This is a genomic window from Bradyrhizobium sp. CCBAU 65884, assembly GCF_028128835.1.
GTDB classification, from domain to species: Bacteria; Pseudomonadota; Alphaproteobacteria; order Rhizobiales; family Xanthobacteraceae; genus Bradyrhizobium; species Bradyrhizobium ottawaense.
On sequence record NZ_LBJU01000130.1, the window covers coordinates 84,060 to 103,027 of the forward strand.

The 18,968-nt window shown below is 57.1% G+C and carries 13 protein-coding genes and 2 pseudogenes; 8 read left to right on the forward strand and 7 right to left on the reverse strand.

Annotation, left to right across the window (positions count from 1 at the left end):
• Positions 1 to 67: 67 nt before the first annotated feature.
• Positions 68 to 493: pseudogene (locus XI03_RS32250) on the reverse strand (DinB/UmuC family translesion DNA polymerase); the annotation flags it as partial.
• A 181-nt stretch (positions 494 to 674) separates the two neighbouring features.
• Here XI03_RS32250 and XI03_RS32255 point away from each other — a divergent pair.
• Positions 675 to 1,859, forward strand: coding sequence for a cytochrome P450 (locus XI03_RS32255; protein WP_271594360.1), 1,185 nt, complete (start codon positions 675 to 677; stop codon positions 1,857 to 1,859).
• 482 nt (positions 1,860 to 2,341) lie between these two features.
• Here the strand turns inward: XI03_RS32255 and XI03_RS32260 are convergent, their stop codons facing one another.
• Positions 2,342 to 2,623 carry a hypothetical protein gene (locus tag XI03_RS32260; protein WP_271594361.1) on the reverse strand — a complete coding sequence of 94 codons (282 nt, stop codon included), beginning with the start codon at positions 2,621 to 2,623 and terminating at the stop codon, positions 2,342 to 2,344.
• A 295-nt stretch (positions 2,624 to 2,918) separates the two neighbouring features.
• Between XI03_RS32260 and XI03_RS32265 the strand changes: the two genes are divergently transcribed.
• The 5 genes from XI03_RS32265 to XI03_RS32285 all read left to right on the forward strand — a co-directional run bounded on the left by XI03_RS32265 (position 2,919) and on the right by XI03_RS32285 (position 13,390).
• Entirely contained in the window at positions 2,919 to 6,095 is a 3,177-nt protein-coding gene (locus XI03_RS32265; RefSeq protein ID WP_271594362.1) for an AAA domain-containing protein, read from the forward strand.
• Positions 6,061 to 7,434: a hypothetical protein gene (locus tag XI03_RS32270; protein ID WP_271594363.1), complete on the forward strand. Its 1,374-nt coding sequence runs from the start codon at positions 6,061 to 6,063 to the stop codon at positions 7,432 to 7,434. The genes XI03_RS32265 and XI03_RS32270 overlap by 35 nt, the downstream gene beginning before the upstream one ends.
• 15 nt (positions 7,435 to 7,449) lie before the next feature.
• Positions 7,450 to 9,402 carry an McrB family protein gene (locus XI03_RS32275; RefSeq protein ID WP_271594364.1) on the forward strand — a complete coding sequence of 651 codons (1,953 nt, stop codon included), beginning with the start codon at positions 7,450 to 7,452 and terminating at the stop codon, positions 9,400 to 9,402.
• Positions 9,403 to 9,896: 494 nt separating this feature from the next.
• Positions 9,897 to 10,982, forward strand: a complete 1,086-nt coding sequence (locus XI03_RS32280; protein ID WP_271594365.1) for a DUF2357 domain-containing protein — start codon at positions 9,897 to 9,899, stop codon at positions 10,980 to 10,982.
• Positions 10,979 to 13,390, forward strand: a complete 2,412-nt coding sequence (locus XI03_RS32285) for a hypothetical protein (protein ID WP_271594366.1) — start codon at positions 10,979 to 10,981, stop codon at positions 13,388 to 13,390. The genes XI03_RS32280 and XI03_RS32285 overlap by 4 nt, the downstream gene beginning before the upstream one ends.
• Before the next feature lie 262 nt (positions 13,391 to 13,652).
• Here the strand turns inward: XI03_RS32285 and XI03_RS32290 are convergent, their stop codons facing one another.
• From XI03_RS32290 to XI03_RS32300, 3 genes and pseudogenes are all read right to left on the reverse strand, one after another.
• A complete protein-coding gene (locus tag XI03_RS32290) occupies positions 13,653 to 14,252 on the reverse strand; it encodes a hypothetical protein (RefSeq protein WP_271594367.1) in 600 nt (199 codons plus the stop codon).
• Between the two features lie 64 nt (positions 14,253 to 14,316).
• Positions 14,317 to 14,634 carry a hypothetical protein gene (locus XI03_RS32295; protein ID WP_442869761.1) on the reverse strand — a complete coding sequence of 106 codons (318 nt, stop codon included), beginning with the start codon at positions 14,632 to 14,634 and terminating at the stop codon, positions 14,317 to 14,319.
• A 1-nt stretch (position 14,635) separates the two neighbouring features.
• A pseudogene (locus tag XI03_RS32300) lies at positions 14,636 to 14,867 on the reverse strand (hypothetical protein); the annotation flags it as partial.
• 59 nt (positions 14,868 to 14,926) lie between these two features.
• Between XI03_RS32300 and XI03_RS32305 the strand changes: the two are divergent.
• Positions 14,927 to 15,994: a hypothetical protein gene (locus tag XI03_RS32305; protein ID WP_271594368.1), complete on the forward strand. Its 1,068-nt coding sequence runs from the start codon at positions 14,927 to 14,929 to the stop codon at positions 15,992 to 15,994.
• Positions 15,995 to 16,059: 65 nt separating this feature from the next.
• The gene (locus XI03_RS32310; RefSeq protein WP_271594369.1) at positions 16,060 to 17,043 is read left to right on the forward strand and encodes a helix-turn-helix transcriptional regulator; all 984 of its coding nucleotides are present in this window, start codon (positions 16,060 to 16,062) and stop codon (positions 17,041 to 17,043) included.
• A 17-nt stretch (positions 17,044 to 17,060) separates the two neighbouring features.
• Here XI03_RS32310 and XI03_RS32315 read toward each other — a convergent pair whose 3' ends face one another.
• Together XI03_RS32315 and XI03_RS32320 are read right to left on the reverse strand one after the other, a co-directional pair.
• Positions 17,061 to 17,741 (reverse strand): hypothetical protein, encoded by a 681-nt coding sequence (locus XI03_RS32315; RefSeq protein WP_271594370.1) that lies wholly within the window; start codon positions 17,739 to 17,741, stop codon positions 17,061 to 17,063.
• 17 nt (positions 17,742 to 17,758) lie between these two features.
• On the reverse strand, positions 17,759 to 18,811 hold the full coding sequence (locus XI03_RS32320) for an agmatine deiminase family protein (protein ID WP_271594371.1): 1,053 nt from the start codon (positions 18,809 to 18,811) through the stop codon (positions 17,759 to 17,761).
• Positions 18,812 to 18,968: the final 157 nt, after the last annotated feature.

Consider the following 18,968-nt stretch of genomic DNA (forward strand, 5'->3'; position numbering starts at 1 on the left):
TACCTTGGTACCCTGTCCCTCGCACGCCTGCGCAGCGGGTTTGCGGCCGCCGTGAATCTACTCCGGATCAAAGCCCGAAATCCAGTTGCGGCTTCGCACCATTCCCGACCCGCAAGGAAGACAGTGACACCCCCAAAAGCCGAACCGCCTTCGGAAAAGGCATGTTGTCCTGCAAAAGGCCGATTGCGACTTCGGCGAGGTCATCACGGTTGGCGACAGCCGAGGAGACGGACCGGCTGCGCGTAATGATCTCGAAGTCGGCAAACTTCACGTGGAACTTGCCTAGTGTCTCGACGAAGGCCGGCCCTATCTCCGGCGAGATGACGAACTGCCCATTGGGCTTGCGATGGTCAGAGGCGAGTTTCGCCGGAAATTTGTTGCAGGAGATGCCGGCCGAGGCGTTGAGGCCGGTCTCCGCCTTGATCTTCTCACGTATGCGCAAAGCGATGTCCCTGGCGAGCGGGATGCCTTGAAGGTTATCGGTCACGTCGATAGGCCCGTTTGCGTTCGCAGCCGCGGGCTATGATGTCGCCTCTCGCATTCGGTCCCGGCGCGAGGAGGAGCGTGCCGGCTTCGCCCCTGGCAGTGCAGCGGACGCCAGGATTGCGCTGTTTCGCGCCTGCCATTATCCTCAGCCCCGGCACATGCTGGCCCGCATCCAACAGGATCATCCCATGCTGACCGCGAGCTTGGCCCCCCTGGACGAGACCATCACGATCGCGGAGCTCACGCGCGATCCCTATCCGATCTACAGGCGCCTCAGACGCGAAGCGCCCGTATTACGCGTCAAATCCGTGGGCCGCACCTTCCTCACCAAGGCGGCCGACACGAAATACGTGAAGGACAATGCGGCGTTGTTCAGCTCCGACGACCCGAACACGCCCATGAAGCGCGCCTTTCTCGCTCATACACTGATGCGTAAGGACCACGACGAGCACCGGGCCGAACGCATGGCGATGATGCCGGCCCTGATGCCGAAGACGATCGAATCCGTTTGGGCGCCGCTGTATGCGAAACTGGCTGCAGCGTATCTTGACCGGCTGCCGCGCGGTGAGGTGGTCGATCTCTATCCCGCTCTCGCAGGACCGCTTGCCGCGCGGATTCTGGCGCATGCGATGGGTGTTCCGGACGCAAGCGATGAGGACATGCAGCGATGGTCGCAGACGCTGATAGACGGCGCCGGCAATTTTGGCTGGACGCCGGGGCCTTTCGATGCGACCGACATTGCCAATGCGGAGATGGACAAATGTATCCGCGCCAACGCCGAACGCGTGCGTACCGAACCGGATTCCTCAGCGCTCTCCTTCATGGTGAACACGAAGAATCCGATTCCAGAAAGCCAGATGATTGCCAATGTAAAGATCGCGATCGGCGGCGGCATCAACGAGCCCCGCGACGCCCTGCTGACGATCCTCTACGGCCTGTTGACCAATCCGGACCAGCTTGACGCCGTGCGCGCAGGCGGCAAATGGCGATCCGCCTTCGAGGAAGGGGTGCGGTGGGTAGCGCCGATCCAGGCAAGTTCACGGCTCGTTATGGAGGACACGGAGATTCGCGGCTGCTTGATCCCGAAGGGCGACACCGTGATGACGATCCAGGCGTCGGCCAATCGAGACGAGGACGTCTTCGATGATGGCGAGAACTACAACGGACTGCGCGAGCCCAATCCTCACCAGGCCTTTGGCAACGGCCCGCATCATTGCGCGGGCGCGCACCTGTCGCGGCGAACCGTTGGCGCCATCCTGCTGCCCATGCTGTTCGAGCGCTTCCCCAACATGACTTTGCTTGATCCCGCGAGCGTGCGCTGGCACGGATTCGGTTTCCGCGGCCCGCTCAATCTGCCGCTTCTCCTGCAATAGGACCGGCGCGAGTGGATAGGCATTGTCTATTTTGTCTCATCCGCTGCCCTAGATCATCCGCAATTCCTCCTAATCAGCGCGCCGGCGCCGACCTTGCCGGTATTCATCCAGTTCAGAGCTCGAGTACAGGTACTTCCAGTCACCCTCGGTCGAACTTCGACACGAACCCGGCCTTCGTCTGCGCGCCGATCGCGATGTTCTCAGAACAAACCGAACGGATTCGCGCACGCCACCGGCGCCGGCGCGATGAAGACGGGCCGAATTCGAAAGATCTCGCGTTGTAGCCCGCACTGATCACCAACCTGCTTGATTCATGCGGGCTGAGGTTCTTGGCGAGGTACCGGAACCAAACCCAGCACCGCTCTTCCACTCCGTTTGAACCGAGGCAGGTACGGAGAAAAGCCATCCCGCACCGTATTCGGCGTAATCACAGTCGCCTCCGCCGCCGCGTTCGTCACGCCGGTCAGCTGCGACAGGCACAATCACCGCGAGCTCCGCAAAGGCTTTGCCTTGCCGTCGCTGACATGAAACAGCTGGCGGGTGTGGAAACCATGGGTCAAGGCATTCTTCATGCACATACGCGTAATAATGCGGCTCGGCTGGCCCCATGTCGTCGCCTTCGTGCCCGTCCGCCGGCGACAGGACCCGTAGACCTCGAGCCACTTGCGCGTGCGCGCGTTGAACTCAATCAACACCGCGATACCAAAGAGCTCCCAAGTCACCGTCATATAGTCGATGGCGCCCTCCGACCGGTCCACCGCCACGCCGCCGGATCCAATGACGAGAGCGTGCCATCTGCGGAGTCCCAGGGCTCTAACCAGTGGAATCCCATAGCGGGGAACGTTCTAAGAAATGTCCCCAGCCATATTCATTTCATCGCCTTGAGATGAGTCCAGTCGTTTACAGACAATCCGCAATTGTGTACCGTTTTCTTGTACTTAGGCCTTTGGCGAGCTTGTGGGGACGGTATCGACGCCGACCCTGGGGTACGTTCGAATTCTCGCGGCCTGTAACCAATTGTCTGACGGTTGATTTTCGGATGCTGAGCGAGAGGTCATAGTGTTCGACCGGACCATTCGCCAGCTGCTTTCGCTTTTTCCCAAGGGAGCGACGGATGATCAGCTTATTTGGCGCCTCAGCGCATCCGGCATTCGGTTGAATGCATCGGAACTGCTAGCTGGTCTCGGTACGCTGGCCCAGCGTGGAGAAATCGTTCGGGATTCAAACGGACGATGGCAAGTGTCTCGTCCGGAGACGAAGCCAAAGCCAGCAACCGCCGAAGGCAAGCCCAACAGGAATAGCGGAGTAGCTTTCGGTACGCTGACCGCCGTTGAAGCTACCTGGTATCCTCTGCAGCAATCACCCGAAGACGTTGTTTCGACCGGACCAGAGACCTCAGGTTCTCTGCCAGATTGGGGACCACTCCTCGGATACTACGCAGCAACCCAGCGCAAGGACCCACGCGGGAGGATCGAAACGTTTGCAGATCGCCATGGCTCGATTTGGCAGCTCTTTCGACTCACAGGCACCTGGTGGTCTGGCGTCTCGATTCGTATCAGCACAGAGCTTCTGCCAGAGGCATTTGTCCAGGCATTATCCAAACGAAATCTCTCGTCCCCGGCCATCGGTTGGCCTGTTTCGATCTTCCCTTCATCTCAAGGCCAATTGTTCATACCGGCTCTGATCCTGCCGGTGGACTTCCGCTTAGAAGGGAAAGAACTTTTTCTCGATATCGAGGCCGCGGAGCCGGCACTCAATCCCGCATGGACGCGGGAGGTTTGCCGGCACACGTCGTGGAAAGCCGCCGAATTGACCGAGCAGCTCTTTCCGGAAGGAGAGGAAAACACGATCGGCGCTCTCAGCGATCGCATGCGTCATTCCCTCGCAACGATCGGCGGCATGACCCTACGTCCCGGCGATTTGGCTTCCGAAATTTCGTTGTCCGGCAGCGGTCTAAGAAACGCTGCGGCTCTATTTCTTCCCGAAGAAGGAAGCTTCACCAAGGCTGTTGCTGAGGATCTAGAGTTAATTCGCGAGTGGTCCAAGGATAGGCTGGCCAACACCGCCCTTGCGACCGTCCTGTCCAACACCACACCCCATGTCGGAGCCGACGACCATGTCAACGTGATACCTCCCGGCGAGCGTGGGATGTTGACCGATCACCAGCTGGACGCAGCCGAGGCCGCACTCGAACAAGGTCTGACGGTTATTCAGGGACCGCCTGGCTCAGGCAAAAGCGAAGTCATCTTCGCGTTGCTCATTTCAGCAGTGATGGCCGGAAAATCTGTTCTTTTCTCAGCCAGGAATCATCAAGCCGTCGATGAAGTAGAGAAGCGGCTGAAGGCTGTCGTGCCTGATTTCCCCCTTTTGACCCGAGCCCGAGATGCCGATGGCGAGCGTGATGTCAGCTTTTTTGATGCCTTTCGTGAACTTGCTCACGAAGATACGAGTGATTTAGCCCAACGCCAGGAAATTGAGGCGGCAACAAGCTCACTTAACACCCGCGCGACTGAACACCACGATTGGCGTCGAAAAGGCAGAGATGAAACTGCCCTGCATCTTGCACTTTCCGAGCTGGTAGAGCGTCGTGACTTGATAGGCAAGCACAAGAGATCTCCAGCCCGCAAAGGTGCACGACCGAGCTTACTCCATCGGATCCTAATGGCCATCAGGCGTCTTACCGGGAGGTCCAGCGACTCGCTGGATCCCTTGCCCGAGAATGCCTCACTTCGACAGATCAATAATCGCGTTGCAGACCTAAGGTATCAATTGCAACAGGCCGCCATCTCTTCACAGGATGCGGCTCCAACTGATTCTGACTACGCCTCTCTAGGCAAGGATATTGCCGCATTCTTGCCGAAACTGGCCGAAAGCCTGACGAAGCCAGCACACGAAGAGCGTGCACAAATCGCCACAAGAGCAAAGGAGCTCGAATTCAACAGTGTAAAGAGCGCCCGCCGCATGCCCCTTGAGGATGCGCAAATGGTGCTGCGCCATCGTCCGATCTGGGCAGTCAGCACCCTCTCTGTGCCGTCACGCGTTCCTCTCGCACCTGGTCTTTTTGATTATGTCATCTTTGATGAAACGAGCCAAAGCGACATTGCGTCTGCTCTTCCGTTATTGGCCCGAGCGAAAAAGGCGGTTGTCGTCGGCGATCCGATGCAGCTCAATTTCGTTCGGCCGCTCGGCTCGGGCACCGAGCATGCACTCATGGACGCTGCTGGACTTCCCAAACAAGGCCGATCATCGTTCGCTCAGAGTATCAATTCTCTATTCGATTTCTGCGCAAGTCGCCCGGCAGCGAAGCGTTTCCTGCTGGCCGATCAATTTCGATCGGCGCCGGCCATTGTCGATTATCTCAACGCAGATTTCTATAACGACCAGCTCATCGGCCGAAGGTGGGAAGAACAGTTCCGGCCTCCAAAAGGCTATCGCCCGGGTCTTGTCTGGGAGGACGTAACTGGCCACGAGACAAGAGGAGATGGTGGTCCGGTCAACAAGGCAGAGGCAGAGCGGATCTCGCTATTGCTGAAGAAATTCGCTGAGGACGAATCGTTCATCGGATCCGTCGGCGTTATTTCACCCTTTAATGCTCAGGTCGCGGAAATTCAGAAGACCGTCACCTCGCACATGACTCAAGCCGAGCGCGATCGACTTTCGCTACGAATTTCGACCGTCGACAAGTTTCAGGGCGGCGAAGCCGATCTCATTCTTCTGTCGCTTGTCATAGCTGCAAACACGCAGCAATCGACCCACGCCTTTCTGAAGAGGGAACGACGTCGGCTCAATGTCGCTGTAAGCCGCGCGAGGGCACTCTGCATCGTGTTGGGTGACCTTTCCAACGCCAAGACATGTCGAATTCGACATATCGAATTCCTGGCGGACCGTGCAAGTCGGCCATGGTCGCCTCCCAGATCACAGCACTTCGACAGTAGTTGGGAACGCAGGCTTTATACTGCGATGCAGGCGCGCGGTCTGCAGCCCCATCCTCAATACCCGCTTGGTACACGGTACCTAGATTTCGCGCTTTTTGCCGGGAAGACAAACCTCGACGTCGAAGTTGATGGAGTTCGCTGGCACACGGATGTGACCGGCAATCGGAAGACCGCCGATCGGTTGAGGGACAAAGAAGTCATCGGCCGCGGTTGGAAAGTTCTGCGCTTCTGGGTCCATCAGCTCGCAGAAGACATGGAGGCATGCCTTGACAACATTGAACGAGAGCTCGGCCGTCACTAACGGGCCGGCACTTCAGATCCCACCAGCCTCATGGAAGTGGATAGGCCTGATCGGCTGCCTCGGCTTTCTTGTTATCTGCCTCAACGCAGCACTGTTCCTTCTTGTGCAACAACATGAGCGCGGGATCGCGACACGGGAAGACGACGTGCGTCGACGTCTTGTAGAAGCGACAGCCAAAGAAGCTCAGCTAGGCGCGATCAGGCTTGAAATAGCCTCACTTGAGGAAGCCCGAACGATCGCGCTACGCCGAAAGGACGATGCAGAGAAGGGAGCCGCCGACGCTGAGCGGATTCAGGTCGACCGCAACCGACTATTTGCTGATAAACGCACAGCCGAAGCTGACTTGTCCAAGATCACCGCTGAGGTTGAGGGTCAGAAACGACAGCTTGAGGCTCTTAAATCGGAAAATGCGGCCGCTAGCAAAACGGCAACGACCCGATCTGAAGAAACTAAGGCACTAGAGACTAGACGTGACGCACTAATCGCTGACATTAAGAAGCTGGAAGACCGAAAACTGGCCGCTGATCGGGAAGCCGAAAGCGCCCGCAAGGACGCCTCCGATGCAGTCAAGTTAAAGGTGGATCGGGACAACACATATCGCGAGTGGCAGGAACGATCGACCGAGGTCACACGCTTAAGACTCTTGGTCGAGGGTCTGAAGGCGAACCAAAGCACCATCGCCGTCAATGAGGCAGCTGCCAAGAAGGCAGATGAGTCGCGGACTGCAGCAGAGCAATCCCTGGCGAAAGCACGGGATGAAGTTCAATCGGTACAACAACGACTGATCCAGCTTAAGGCTGACGTGTCCCGGTACGAGCAGATTCGAACCACTCAGGCCGTCGATGAAGCGGCCGTTCAACGGGCAGCGACTGCCCGCACGGAGGCCGAGGCCTCTCTTGCCACGAAGCGTGACGAACTAACTACTGCAGAGAAGAGGCTGGCAGTGACCCGAACGGAGCTCGCCGGGCTGGAACAACGAAGACATCAAATCGCAATCGACGAAACGGCCGCAAGGCGCGCTCAGGAAACTCGATCTGAGGCAGAGAAAAATCTCGCTATGGTGGAAGAGCAGATCGCCGATCTGCGGCAGCGCCGGGACAATACCTCGGCTGAGTTGGATGATTTGAGACGAAGATTAGATGACGAAAACCGACGGCTCCAAGAAGTGCGCGCAGCGAGCAATCCACCGACGCCCCCTGCACCCGGCGAAGCGGCGCAGCAGTCGAGAGGCCCGGCACTAGGGCCAACAAGTTCAGGTCCACGCCCGATCCCAGGCCCGAGCCGACTAGCCCCACGACAACCTGCCAACCCGGCTCCAAGAGCCTCATCACAGCCGTAGCGGAAGAAATCCACCGTGGATGCCTCACAACTTGTCCTTCCTGCCATCATCGTGCTGACGGCTTTGGCGCTTGTCATGAGCGGCATAGCAATCATGTTTCAGATCCGGCGAGATCGCCTTCCAGATGCGACTCGCTTCGAACACATACGTGAGCTGAGAGCTCAGGAAGAAGGCCTCCTTGCTGAAAGGCGGGCAGAACTGAGCGTTGTCGAACAGAAGATCCAGCAGCGGGACCGTCTGATCGCCGAAGTTGCCAGTCTCGAAGAGCAGCGAACCGCGATAAAGGCTGAGCACGCAACCTTGCAGGATGCTCGCCGTGAAATTGAGGAGGTGAAGTCCCAGGCAGCGGAGGTAGCTGGCGAACTGGCGAAGGTCTCGCAACAGCTAGATGAAAAGCAGGCCGAGCTTGAGCAGATTACGGACGAATGCAATCCCGAGAAGCTCGAATTTTTGAAGAGGGAGTTGGCCCAGGTCACAGCGGAACACGATGCAATTTCGTCGCAACTACCCGCACTTCGTGCCGAACGCGATATTGCGCTTAGGCAGATCGAGGAGGCCAAAACGAGCATTGCGCTCGAGGCCGCGCGGACGATCGAACGCGACAATCTCGCAAAGGAAATTGAGGATCTCCAGGGGGAAAAGGAACCCCTTGAGGCCCTAAGAAAGGAGGCCGATCGTGTCAGAGCGGCGCGTGACGCACTTGCTGAGGAAATCGCGCGCTTGGAAAGTCGCAAGGCACGATTGGAATTGGAAACAGGCGGCGAAATCGGCGAAAGCGACCAGAAGAAGCTGCTTGATGACCTGACCAAGGTACCCTTCAGCCTCGAGTTTCCAGCAATCAAGCTGGGCGCGCCTCGCACGGAGTCTGAAGCGCTACATTTTGTCAACGAGTACCTCAAAGCCTACAATCTTGAATACAGCACTCGAACGGTTCTGGCTTTTCATACTGCGCTCAAAATCAATGACCACTCACAGCTGACAGTCCTTGCCGGTGTCTCGGGTACAGGCAAGAGTCTCTTGCCCAGACGATATGCTGAAGCGATGGGCATTCACTTCCTGCAGATCGCGGTCGAACCTCGCTGGGACAGTCCGCAGGATCTTCTTGGGTTCTACAATTACATTGAGAAGAATTATCGGGCCACCGATCTTGCACGTCTTTTGGTTCATATGGACCCGTACAAGTCTGTTGCTCTGTCGGACGCAGACCGCAGCGATCACCTTGCGCTGGTGCTCTTGGATGAAATGAATCTGGCTCGCGTCGAGTATTACTTCTCCGAGTTCTTGAGCCGTCTCGAAGCAAGGCCCCGATACCACGAGGCCGGCGACGAGCGCAAACGTGCGGACGCGATGATCCCGATCGATATTCGGGGACTAAAGACGGCAACCTCGCTGTTTCCGGCCCACAATGTGCTGTTTGCGGGGACCATGAACGATGACGAAAGCACTCAGTCGCTGTCAGACAAGGTGCTGGACAGAAGCAACATCCTCCAGTTTGCGGCTCCCCATGAGTTCCACAACTTGAACAGCGCGCGCGGGGGCGACCGTCCCGCGCAAGCCCAGTCGTTCAAGTCGTGGCGGACTTGGGTTCGCCCGGCAACCGGATTCAATGGCGCGGCTCGAAGCGCGGTTGACGCTGCGATCAACAAACTCGCCGAAATCATGGAAGACTGCGGTCGCCCGTTTGGTCATCGCCTGAGAGATGCAATGATCGCATATGTTGCTAACTACCCTAAACCTCAGGGCGATGATTACCGACTGCCTCTTGCCGATCAGATCGAGCTTCGCATTCTGCCGAAACTTCGAGGTCTCGAGATTGACAGTCACCGCGCAGCCTTCGACAAACTCGATCGGCTGCTTCGAGACGAACTAAACGACTTGGTTATGGCAGAACGGGTTGCAGAGCTGCGCGAGCGGCAGGCCAGAGGCACTGGCCTATTCGTCTGGCGCGGCCTAATGCGCGAAGGGTGAGCGCCGTGCTGGAGATCTGGCTGAGGCCGTGGGCCCTAGTTCAACCGGAGCGGCCTCACCGAATTGCCCTGCGTAGCCAGGACATTGAAATCAGCGATAACCACGCAGCCTCGATCTGGCTCTACGAGGCCAATGGTGAACGAGCGACCGTAAATGGCCGGCAGAATACGACCGAGCCCGTTTCGGGCTTTGGGTCTGGAGATGAAGAGCGACATCTCTCGATCATCCCATTTCCGATCAGAAGCACGCCCGGCATATCCGTCTCAACCGCTAGCCAAAACATTAGGATTCACTGGCCAAGTGCACCAGAACGTCCGCCCACCAAACTGGAACCTCAGACAGAAAAGGAAAAGGAGGCCCACCGCCTTATGCTTAGAGCCCAAGCGGTCTGGGGGCGACTCAGAGACGTAGAGACCGCCCTGGGCGATCCAGCAAGGCTTTGGCAGGAATTGCGGCGACGGTGGACCGAAGAAGGTGACAGCGCCCCCCCGAGCATGGATGTCATAGCCCTGCACGCTTTCGCGCTCTGGCGAACGATCGAAGAGCTGGCCCGATCACCTCGTCGTATCTTGCGAAGAACCCATCGGCAGATCCCAATATCAAGGGTTCAAGAACTCGACCGTCGAGCCATGACCTGGCTCGTACGCCAGCCCGGAGAAACCCTCGCTGAGCGGGCTGGTGATCAACAGCGAATACTGGCAGTTGCGCGAGAAGAAAACTTCGACACCCTCGAAAACCGAGTACTTCGTGCTTACTGCGAACTGGCCTCGCATGCGGCCAGGGACTATCTCGAACTGAACAGCACGAAGCGTCTAACGACCCGTGCGCGCAAGGTCGATGCCTTCGGCCGGTCGAGTCGGCGGCTGGCGCGGGAGCTGGCTGACCACGGCGTGAGACTTGCCGATCCCGGCGTCACTCCCAATTTCGTGCTTCAGCACAATGTCAATTACCACCGGGTCTGGACCTCTTGGCAGGAATTGCTTGATCGCGATCGGGTTCTCGACGAGCTCTGGCGCTGGCAAGCTCGATCATGGGAAGAGTTCTGTACCCTGGCCGTCGTGGTTGCCTTGGTGGGTATCCCAGGAGCCGAGTTGATAGCTGCGGCACCGCTCGATTTCTTGAGTGAACAGAACCGTGGGTCCTGGATCTCTCATGACAATCCACTCGCCGCTTTCTACCTCCCGCAGCAAAGGATGATCATCGAGGTCCGTTACAGGATGCGAAAACCAGACAAGCGTCTGTCAGACTTCGCGGCGCCAATATGGATACGGTTCGGACGAATTGGCGACGTCGGGGGCTTCCTAGGAAACGTCGTTGTCTGGCCGATTTGGGCCATCCACAGCGGCCTCATCGATGGAGAGCTAGCTGAACTGGAGCGTGTTCTGGCAACCGGGACGAGAGCAAATATCGTTGCCGCCGCCATTCTCCGTCCTTCGCATAGCGATGAGCACTGCGACTGTGAAAGTAGCAAGGGCGCGCTCTGCCTTACGCTTGGAACGCAAAGCGCCGCGTTGTGGACGAGCCTCAGCGAGTTGACGCGCTTGTTTACCTCAACTTTGGCGCCCGGGGATCGTCAATGAGACGTGTTTCAGGGCTCGACGTCAACGGATGGAGAGATATTGCAGCCCGCGATTGGGAGATCGAGGAGCCTGACGTCCAATTAAAGGTACCTCGAATTGTTGATGGTGGTCTCGGCACCGTTGCTGTCAAGCAAAGTTCGGGCGATTGGATCGGGGGACCACAGGCCCTGCTTGCACCGCACGGTCGAGGACAGGGGTGGGGTGAACTCGGCAATCCAGAACGCCGAGTGTCGCTCGCTCCGATGTTCGACGATTTACGATCGGGCAACACGCTCACGGTCAACGGAATTTATGGCGCAACCGTCAATGCGCTCGCGCGAGGCACCGACGATATCATACTGAGCGTGCCTGACGTCGAGGACTTCGACGAAGCAGCCCAGTTCCGGATGCTGTCAATCTTCCAACGCGATCGGAGACAGTTTCGGCTTCTTTGGAAGCCAGTCGCGGCATTTCTTCACGCGCTCGATTGCCACGCAATCCCACAAAATGCCGACGGGGCACTTTTTTGCTTTCTGATTCATTCCGGCACGGGCATTGAGCTACAGACGCTTCGACTTCGCCGCGATTCAGAACATCCCGACCATGTCGCTCCCGAACGTGACGGTTACGGCTTCCGGATCCTGCGCAATCTAGGCTTGAAGCAGCTTACGGATCGAGCTCATGCCAGTGTGGTAAGAGCCAATCCGGTGCTAGGCGAAAGCTTTTGCGAGAGAAGTACACTTGGTCTGAGATTGATCTGTGGCAACTGCAGAACGGGCGATACTGAGATACTTCGTCTGAATAATGGGAACTGGATCGAAATTATTGCGCCCGAGATAGCTGAGGGCGATATTTTCTCGAATACTGACTCTGGCAGAGATCTGGATTTTGGGATCTCGGAAACAATCTCCTCTACGTTCCTGCTAACGCCCTTGGCTGCCCCTTTTGCCTCTGTCCTGTCCAGACGGCTTCAGGCCTTTTTTCCCAATATGACGATTCTGGATTGGGACGCCGCAGCGCGTGGTAGTCTGCGTGCCGGCCGCCTGATCGAGAGGGGATTGCCGCATTACTTTGACCGGCTCACCCCAATAAGTCTTGCTGTCATGAAGAGGGACGAACCGCAATTTGACGACCTAATCGGAAGTAAGGCCACCTTGCCAGCAAACAGGGAGTACGTCTCGCCCCCTTATCGCGATCTGAAGTGGATCGCTGGCAAACACAATATCGAGTTTTACGTACTCAAGGGAGACGATGAAATTCGATTCTGGAGTGTGCATCTGAACGAGGCTCCAAAGAGAGATGTCGGTGTCGAGTTGCGCATTAGACAGACGCCAGGGCAAAGCTGGGCAAAACTGTCCTTGACCTCGCCGGAATGGGAACCGCTTCAGAGAGCCCCCATCTTTCTCGACTGGACCAAACTCGATCCAATCAATGCCTCACCTGAAGAAATACTCGAAAAGCTGAGAACGCCACCACCAACGATACCAATCCGTATTGTTGAGCCTCCTTCAATCGAGTTCTGGACAGGGAGCGACCGCCTCAAGGGCATGAATTCTGCACTGGCGCAAATGCATCGCACGGGAGGATATAATCTTTCTGTGCTCGCGCCACTTCTCTCCCGAACGCTGCGAGATCCCTCGACTCAGGTCCATCTCCGCCCCATAGGGACCGACGGGATCCTACCCAACGAACTATCAGAGCAAGCACAGAGATGCCTTGCCGCGGCGCTGGAGGAGTGCGCCAAACAAATTGCTAATGCGTCTCGACATCCTCTTTCTGACAACGGGCCAGTCCGATGCCTGACCTGGACATTCACCCTCTGTCCGACAAGCATACAGGATATGATCGTCGAAGCCCTAGAAGCAGACTTGAACCAAGGTGAACACCCGCTTCTAGTGCCTCGATCCGCTAGAAAGGTTCTGATACAGGGTGCAGGTCGCGCCGTGACGAGTATACCGCGACTGCGTCGCGTATTGCATTCCCTAGTATCGCGCCCTGCAAACGCAGACACGATGAATGCTCTCGCAATGATCCTTGCACGGAGAGAGGAGGCACCGCGGGCACTAACAGCGGCCGTGGTCGAGAAGATCGTTGACCTTGCATCGAACGAGCTTGTCTATCTCACAGAGAAACTGTCTTTCCAAACTCGTTTCAAGAATGCGCTTTCTGCAACAGCGGGTTTGTTTCGGTATCGCGAAGTCGAACCGTTTGCGCTTCTCGCTGGACGAGACGCGGCGGCTCAGAAGCTTCGCGACAATCTCGAAAAAGCACAAACTATTCTAGAACGCCGTCGAAACAGGGTTCCGCGATTCGACGAAAAGCTCGGTCTCATTTCAAGCATCCGAGATTTTCTCGATGGCGCTGGCGATCCCGCGATCCTTGTGCGGATTGAAGATCTGGGGGACGATGAAGCCGACGGCGAAGACTAGCGCCCATTAAGCGAACATCACTCCTAAAAGAGCTGAAGTACGGTCTCAATCTATAGCTGACGTTATTCTCTCACCGCCGCTTCCGACCAGCGCGATTTGGACGCCGGCGGCGGCACAGCAGGGGAAGAGGCTTACCACCGTGGTTCCGACTCGTATGCGATCTTTTCAAGCGCCTTGGTCGCTTCACAGTCCCAGGTAGGTCCCTACGAGAACATCAGACCTGTGTGGAATTTCAATACGATAAAGATCCCATTTGTTGTCCTTATCGCGCAATCCGGTACGCGCGGCCGTTGCGTCGGCAGAAGAAGCCCTCCGATCCCTGCAGCTGGATCCAGCCAGAGTCCGCACCTGACAAATACCGGTGCTCCCGCCGAAGTCGTTCCTCTTCCTTGAACTGGTGATATGCCACTTCTCGCTCCCGGCGTAGCCGCTCTTCCTCCGCTTCTATGTATTCTCGTATCGCACCAACGATCGCCGGCGGCTCGGTTCCTTGAGCCTTCTCCGCTTCGTAGAGCGCCAGGCAACCGGGCTCCAGATCGTCATTTGGATACTTTTCCCAAGGCTCTTCCCAGAACGCAAGCAGGCGCTGAGCCACGTCGGTAGCTGTGAGCGCAGGACCCGGTAATCGATTCAAGAACGCCTGAAGGTCTTCTATGGGGATCCAACAGGGCGCTGCTGCCTTCGCAAGTTGCTCTCGAGGGTCGTCCCATTTTTGCCAAGCTGAGCTCGCGCGATCTAACGAATCCACGATCTCTCGCGCGAGCCTCTGAATTTTGTGGGGATCGCGAATATGGCGGAGCGACGGACTTCGAACGTAGTCCGCCAACTTTGGGGAAACGGCATCTAGACGATTGCTATCCATGCGACGCGCACTCCATGTGCCCCCTCATGATGCAATCTCGTGTGGTCATCAAATTGGGCAGAAATCAACCGCTGACATTCCTAATGTTCGTCGTGCCGCTGTCCGGCTCTATCCGGAGCAATTCCTTAAAATCGACGGTCTTGCCCTTGGCCTGCAGTTTCTCCGCGCGCTTCTTCGTCGCTTGCAGCAGAGCCCGCTGCGAGCTCGGCATGCCCCAGCGCGCCATGACGATCTCGCGTCCACCGGCTGCGTCCCGCACTCGGCTCCGGGTAATCCGGAAAGATCCCGGCATGGAAGGCAGGTTGCCGACGTGGCTGTTCTGAGCGGTGAAGAGACGCCGGACCGCGTCGACGTTCTTCGTCATCGAGTACAGGTTGCACATTTCAGGTCTCCGGAGCGGCCTGGCGGGGGCACGCCGTCAGTTGCAGCAGCGTGGCGGCCGGCCCCGGCCGTAGCACACTTGCTGCAGCGAAGGCGGCTCGCCAGATCGTGAACGGCCGTGGTCGCCGGGTGGCGCAGAACAGCCAGGTCGACGTCCCGTTTCGTCTTGCAGCGCGAGCATTCTATCTCGAGCCACGAGTAGCCGCCGTTAGCCGCCTGGTCGACAGTCGGCGAACTAACACGTCCAAAACTGTCGTACAGCACCGGTACATAAGCTCCACCAGGAGCTTATGATGAAGAACACGATTATTGAACTTGGTACCTTAGCTTCAGTCGAAAGACCGGCCGGTTTTCTGCTCGAACCGTTCAAATGGGCAATCCCTAATCTGATAGCCATGCTTCGGGGCCAGCCCGAATATTTATCAGATTTGATCCATTTCAGCCGAACTCGGATGCATCTGATCGGAACGGCCCTCGCACACGTTCAGGGTACGCCGAGTTCAGAGTTAGCGAGAATCCTTTTTCGAGGATCAGCAGAAATGATCCTGGACGCGACCGTCGGTCACCAGCCATCCGGCCTTAAGCGTGCAGTGAGCGTGATGCCGAGTTGCCTAATGGAAGCGGAAAGCTACCGGGGGCTTGTAAAGCTCCTTGCTGAGCCGGACGCCGCGCGCCTGATCTTTCATACGTTCGAGATCCGTGATTCGACGATTAGGGCGATGAACGATGTTCCGGAGGCGCTGCGCCGGGTCGTTTTCTCGATGCATGAAACTATAGGAGACATGAGCTCTTTTTCAAAAGGCCTACACTGCATCTCAATGCGTAGTCGCAAGCTAAGCTTCGATCAGCTTGTCTCTGAGCTGGCACGTGCCCGTCAACCCAACCAGCTGTTCGCAAGACTGAAGTCTATTGTTGAAAGCTTGCCGCTGCCCGACGCTCTGCCGCCAGCTCGCGTGGGGCACGCCGAGCGCATCGATTCCGGGCGCCAACTACGGGTTCTTGGGAAGAAGTGGGGCAACTGTTTGGAAAGCTACGTCTGGAATGTAGAGCATGGGCAGTGTGCGATTTACCTTTGGCGAGATGCTGGTTCGCAAGCTGCCTGCTCCGTCACCCGAAGCGGTCGTCTCGGTTGGTTCCTGGACGAGGTTAAAGGCCCCGAGAACACCGACCTTGAGCCTCAAGACCACGATAAGATCCTCAGCGCATTCGAAGCTGTCCAGATTCCTTCTGAAGCAGTTATCAGTTCGATTGCGCAGATCATTGCGAACGACAATCTGACTTGGAGGCCGCGACCGCGACGCCGGCGGGTCCGAGGCGTCGCTCCTCCGCCGGTCGAAATGTCGTTGCCGGATCCTACGTGAGCCCGCTTGGCGAATCCGCCTATGCCCCCTTAGTATTCTTCTCTGGGAAGGGCTCGGGGACCAGAATGCGGTATGAGAAATTGGAGACACTGCTTCGCGTCGCTCTCGACATGCGAGGCAGCGCGGAAGGGATTTCGCTCGAGGAAATTCAACAGAGCTATCGGGTTAGCCGCCGAACCGCGGAACGGATGCGCGATGCCATCGAACGCGTATTCCCGCAAATGGAACAGGCCAATCCGGGAGAAGTTCCTAAGCGATGGCGGATTCGTCCCGGACCAATCGCGAACCTTGCTGGTATTTCAACTGACGAGCTGTCTGCTCTCACTACAGCCGCACTTCTCGCAAAGCGGGACAATGTCGCGGATCTGTCCGCACGGCTTGAGACGCTCTCCGCGAAACTCAAGTCCCTCATACGTCCGGACGCAGCACGCCGGATCGGTCCAGATCTCGAGGCGCTGATGGAAGCGGAGGGAATCGCGCTGAGGCCAGGCCCAAGGCTGGCCATCCCGAATACTCTCCTTGAAGAGCTCCGCCACGCAATTATCGCCTGTCGGAAAGTCCGACTTCATTATCGAGCAAGAGGCACCGGGAAACTGAGCCGCCAGCTGGTCTGTCCTTATGGATTTCTATACGGCAACCGGCACTATCTCGTCGCTTACAGCCTGAGCGAGGGCATCAGCGACTACCGACTATTTAGTCTGGGCAATATCGAAAAGATCGAAGTTCAAGAAGCGTCGTTTCGAAGACGAAAGGACTTCAATCTACAGAAGTTCTCGGAGCGATCGTTTGGTGTATTTCAGGAAGACCCTCTTGAGGTTGTATGGCGGTTTACCCCGCAAGCAGCGGCCGATGCGCGTCAGTATCTTTTCCACCCGACAAAGGCTTTCGAGAACGAGGAGGATGGCTCACTTCTGGTCAGATTCCGTGCCGGCGGAGCTTTGGAGATGTGCTGGCACCTATTTACCTGGGGCGACCAAGTGCAGATCATTGAGCCCAGGCGATTGCGAACGCTGCTACGACAGCAGCTGCAAAAGGCAACCAGAGGCTAGCCACCGACCAAACTGGCCTACGTGCTCGACAGCGCCCTCATGCTCGTCTTTAAACATGCCGTCGGCGATGTCGCGATCCTTAAGGATGCCGTTCGATAAGCAACGTTTTCGGGAGAGCAGGCGTCTTCTCCGGCCTTTTTCTTGAGGCCTATTCGCGGCCCAATGAACAGCTGCTCATTGCGCGAGGGCGTCTCGACTAATCTTAAAAGCCCACAGTTAATTTGGCTCCCGTGGATTGATTGCTGAATGATCCGCTTTTCACCGACAGACCAAGTGTTGTTCGCCCTTTCCCGGTTGACGTTCGCTCCCCGCACAATTCGCTGGAAGACCCAGCGGTGTTCATTATCCAACTCACGAATCAGCAAACCACCGTGCCGTTCGCTCGAACCGCAAGTAATATCGATCCCCGAATAAAACGGCGCCCGTGCTCCATTATCGTGAACATACCATGTACCGGATTCGAGCTGAGCTGGCGCACCGTGCGCGTACGGATCCTGCCAAATATCCGATGCACGGCCGGTGTGAAGATACAATTCAAGAGCGGTAATACGCCAAGATCGCCCCCGGTCACCGTAGACAAGCTCGTGTGAGCACATGATCCGACGCGCGACTTCGATAAACCTGCTCGTTATCTCCTCAAAATTCTCAACTCCCTGAAATCCCTTCTCTTTCAGAAAAGTCGTGACTGTCTCAACCATCGTAAGGTCTTGCTCTTTCAGGCTGGCATCGGTTGGGCAAGGCAATGAACACCACCGCCCCCCTTTCCGATCGCGTCGATTCGCAAAAGAATAGTCTCGCGTCTAGGAAACGCACTGGCAAGCGCTTTGCCCGCCAGTTCATCCCGTTCGTTATCGCCAAACACCGAACCGATCACTGCACCGTTGGCGATGTAGACGTTTAGATAGCTGGCAGCGAAACTGTCGGGATATCCCTTCAAGTACTGCTTCCGTGGCGCGAGCACCGGCTCTACTTTCAACTTCGGTCCGCGGCTCGTCCTCACCTCTTCCAGTAGGCGTACATCGTGCTCGCGCCAGAAGGGAGGTTCGCCATCTGGATCGTCGATAGTTTCGACTAAGACTTTGTTTCCCGGAGCGCGGAGGACATATCCGTCGATATGGCCGCTTGTGATCGGCTCGGAGGTATCGCCCTCGAGCCAAATTGTCTTGTGAATACCCAATTTCTTGAATTCTGACGCGATGGCCAGTTGCCGATCGGCCTCCCGCCGCAAAGGATTGCGGTTTGGATTGAGCAGACAGCTTCGCGTCGTGATCAACGTGCCGAGCCCATCGAATGCAAGCGCGCCGCCCTCTGCGACAAACGACGTTTCGACGCGCGGTACGCCAAAAATTGAAGCTGCGGACTTAGCGAGTTGGTCACCAGCCCGGGCTGGACGGTCGGGCGTACCGCCCCAGCCGTTAAAATTCCAATCGATTGCCACGACTTGTCTCTGACCGCGATCGGTATGGATGGCGAAAGTCGGCATGATGTCTCGCATCCAGAAATCATCTACCGGCGCTTCAATGACGGTAACGGTTGGACAATCCAAAAATCGCTTGCTGGCCTCGCGGAACGCGCGGCCTCGCGGCGCGAGTAGACGGACCGGCTCGAAGCGAGCAATCGCGTATACGACTTTAGCCAAATCGCGCTTTATCCTAGAGGCGTCGCGGGCACCCCACTCGCGATGAACTGCCCAAGCCATCCAGCAGCACTTGTGAGCTTCCCAATCGGCGGGAATCCGAATGCTCGCCTTGAGCCTGTTTTGAGTCATTGGAAGCAAACTGAGATCCTGAAGCTACACCAAGTTTTCCCCCGCAGCACGTCAGATTTGGACGCACTTAGCTCTTCTACCTGAGGCTTCCTATTGGCAGGGCTTCTAGGATGAGGAATAGTATTCGAACAATTGATTTCCATGATCTATTGCCGGG

Coding starts and splice junctions, on each gene's coding strand:
- XI03_RS32290 (WP_271594367.1), bottom strand. CDS start 14,252: ATGGATAGCAATCGTCTAGATGCCGTTTCCCCAAAGTTGGCGGACTAC.
- XI03_RS32310 (WP_271594369.1), top strand. CDS start 16,060: ATGCGGTATGAGAAATTGGAGACACTGCTTCGCGTCGCTCTCGACATG.
- XI03_RS32285 (WP_271594366.1), top strand. CDS start 10,979: ATGAGACGTGTTTCAGGGCTCGACGTCAACGGATGGAGAGATATTGCA.
- XI03_RS32315 (WP_271594370.1), bottom strand. CDS start 17,741: ATGGTTGAGACAGTCACGACTTTTCTGAAAGAGAAGGGATTTCAGGGA.
- XI03_RS32320 (WP_271594371.1), bottom strand. CDS start 18,811: ATGACTCAAAACAGGCTCAAGGCGAGCATTCGGATTCCCGCCGATTGG.
- XI03_RS32255 (WP_271594360.1), top strand. CDS start 675: ATGCTGACCGCGAGCTTGGCCCCCCTGGACGAGACCATCACGATCGCG.
- XI03_RS32295 (WP_442869761.1), bottom strand. CDS start 14,634: ATGTGCAACCTGTACTCGATGACGAAGAACGTCGACGCGGTCCGGCGT.
- XI03_RS32305 (WP_271594368.1), top strand. CDS start 14,927: ATGAAGAACACGATTATTGAACTTGGTACCTTAGCTTCAGTCGAAAGA.
- XI03_RS32280 (WP_271594365.1), top strand. CDS start 9,897: ATGGATGTCATAGCCCTGCACGCTTTCGCGCTCTGGCGAACGATCGAA.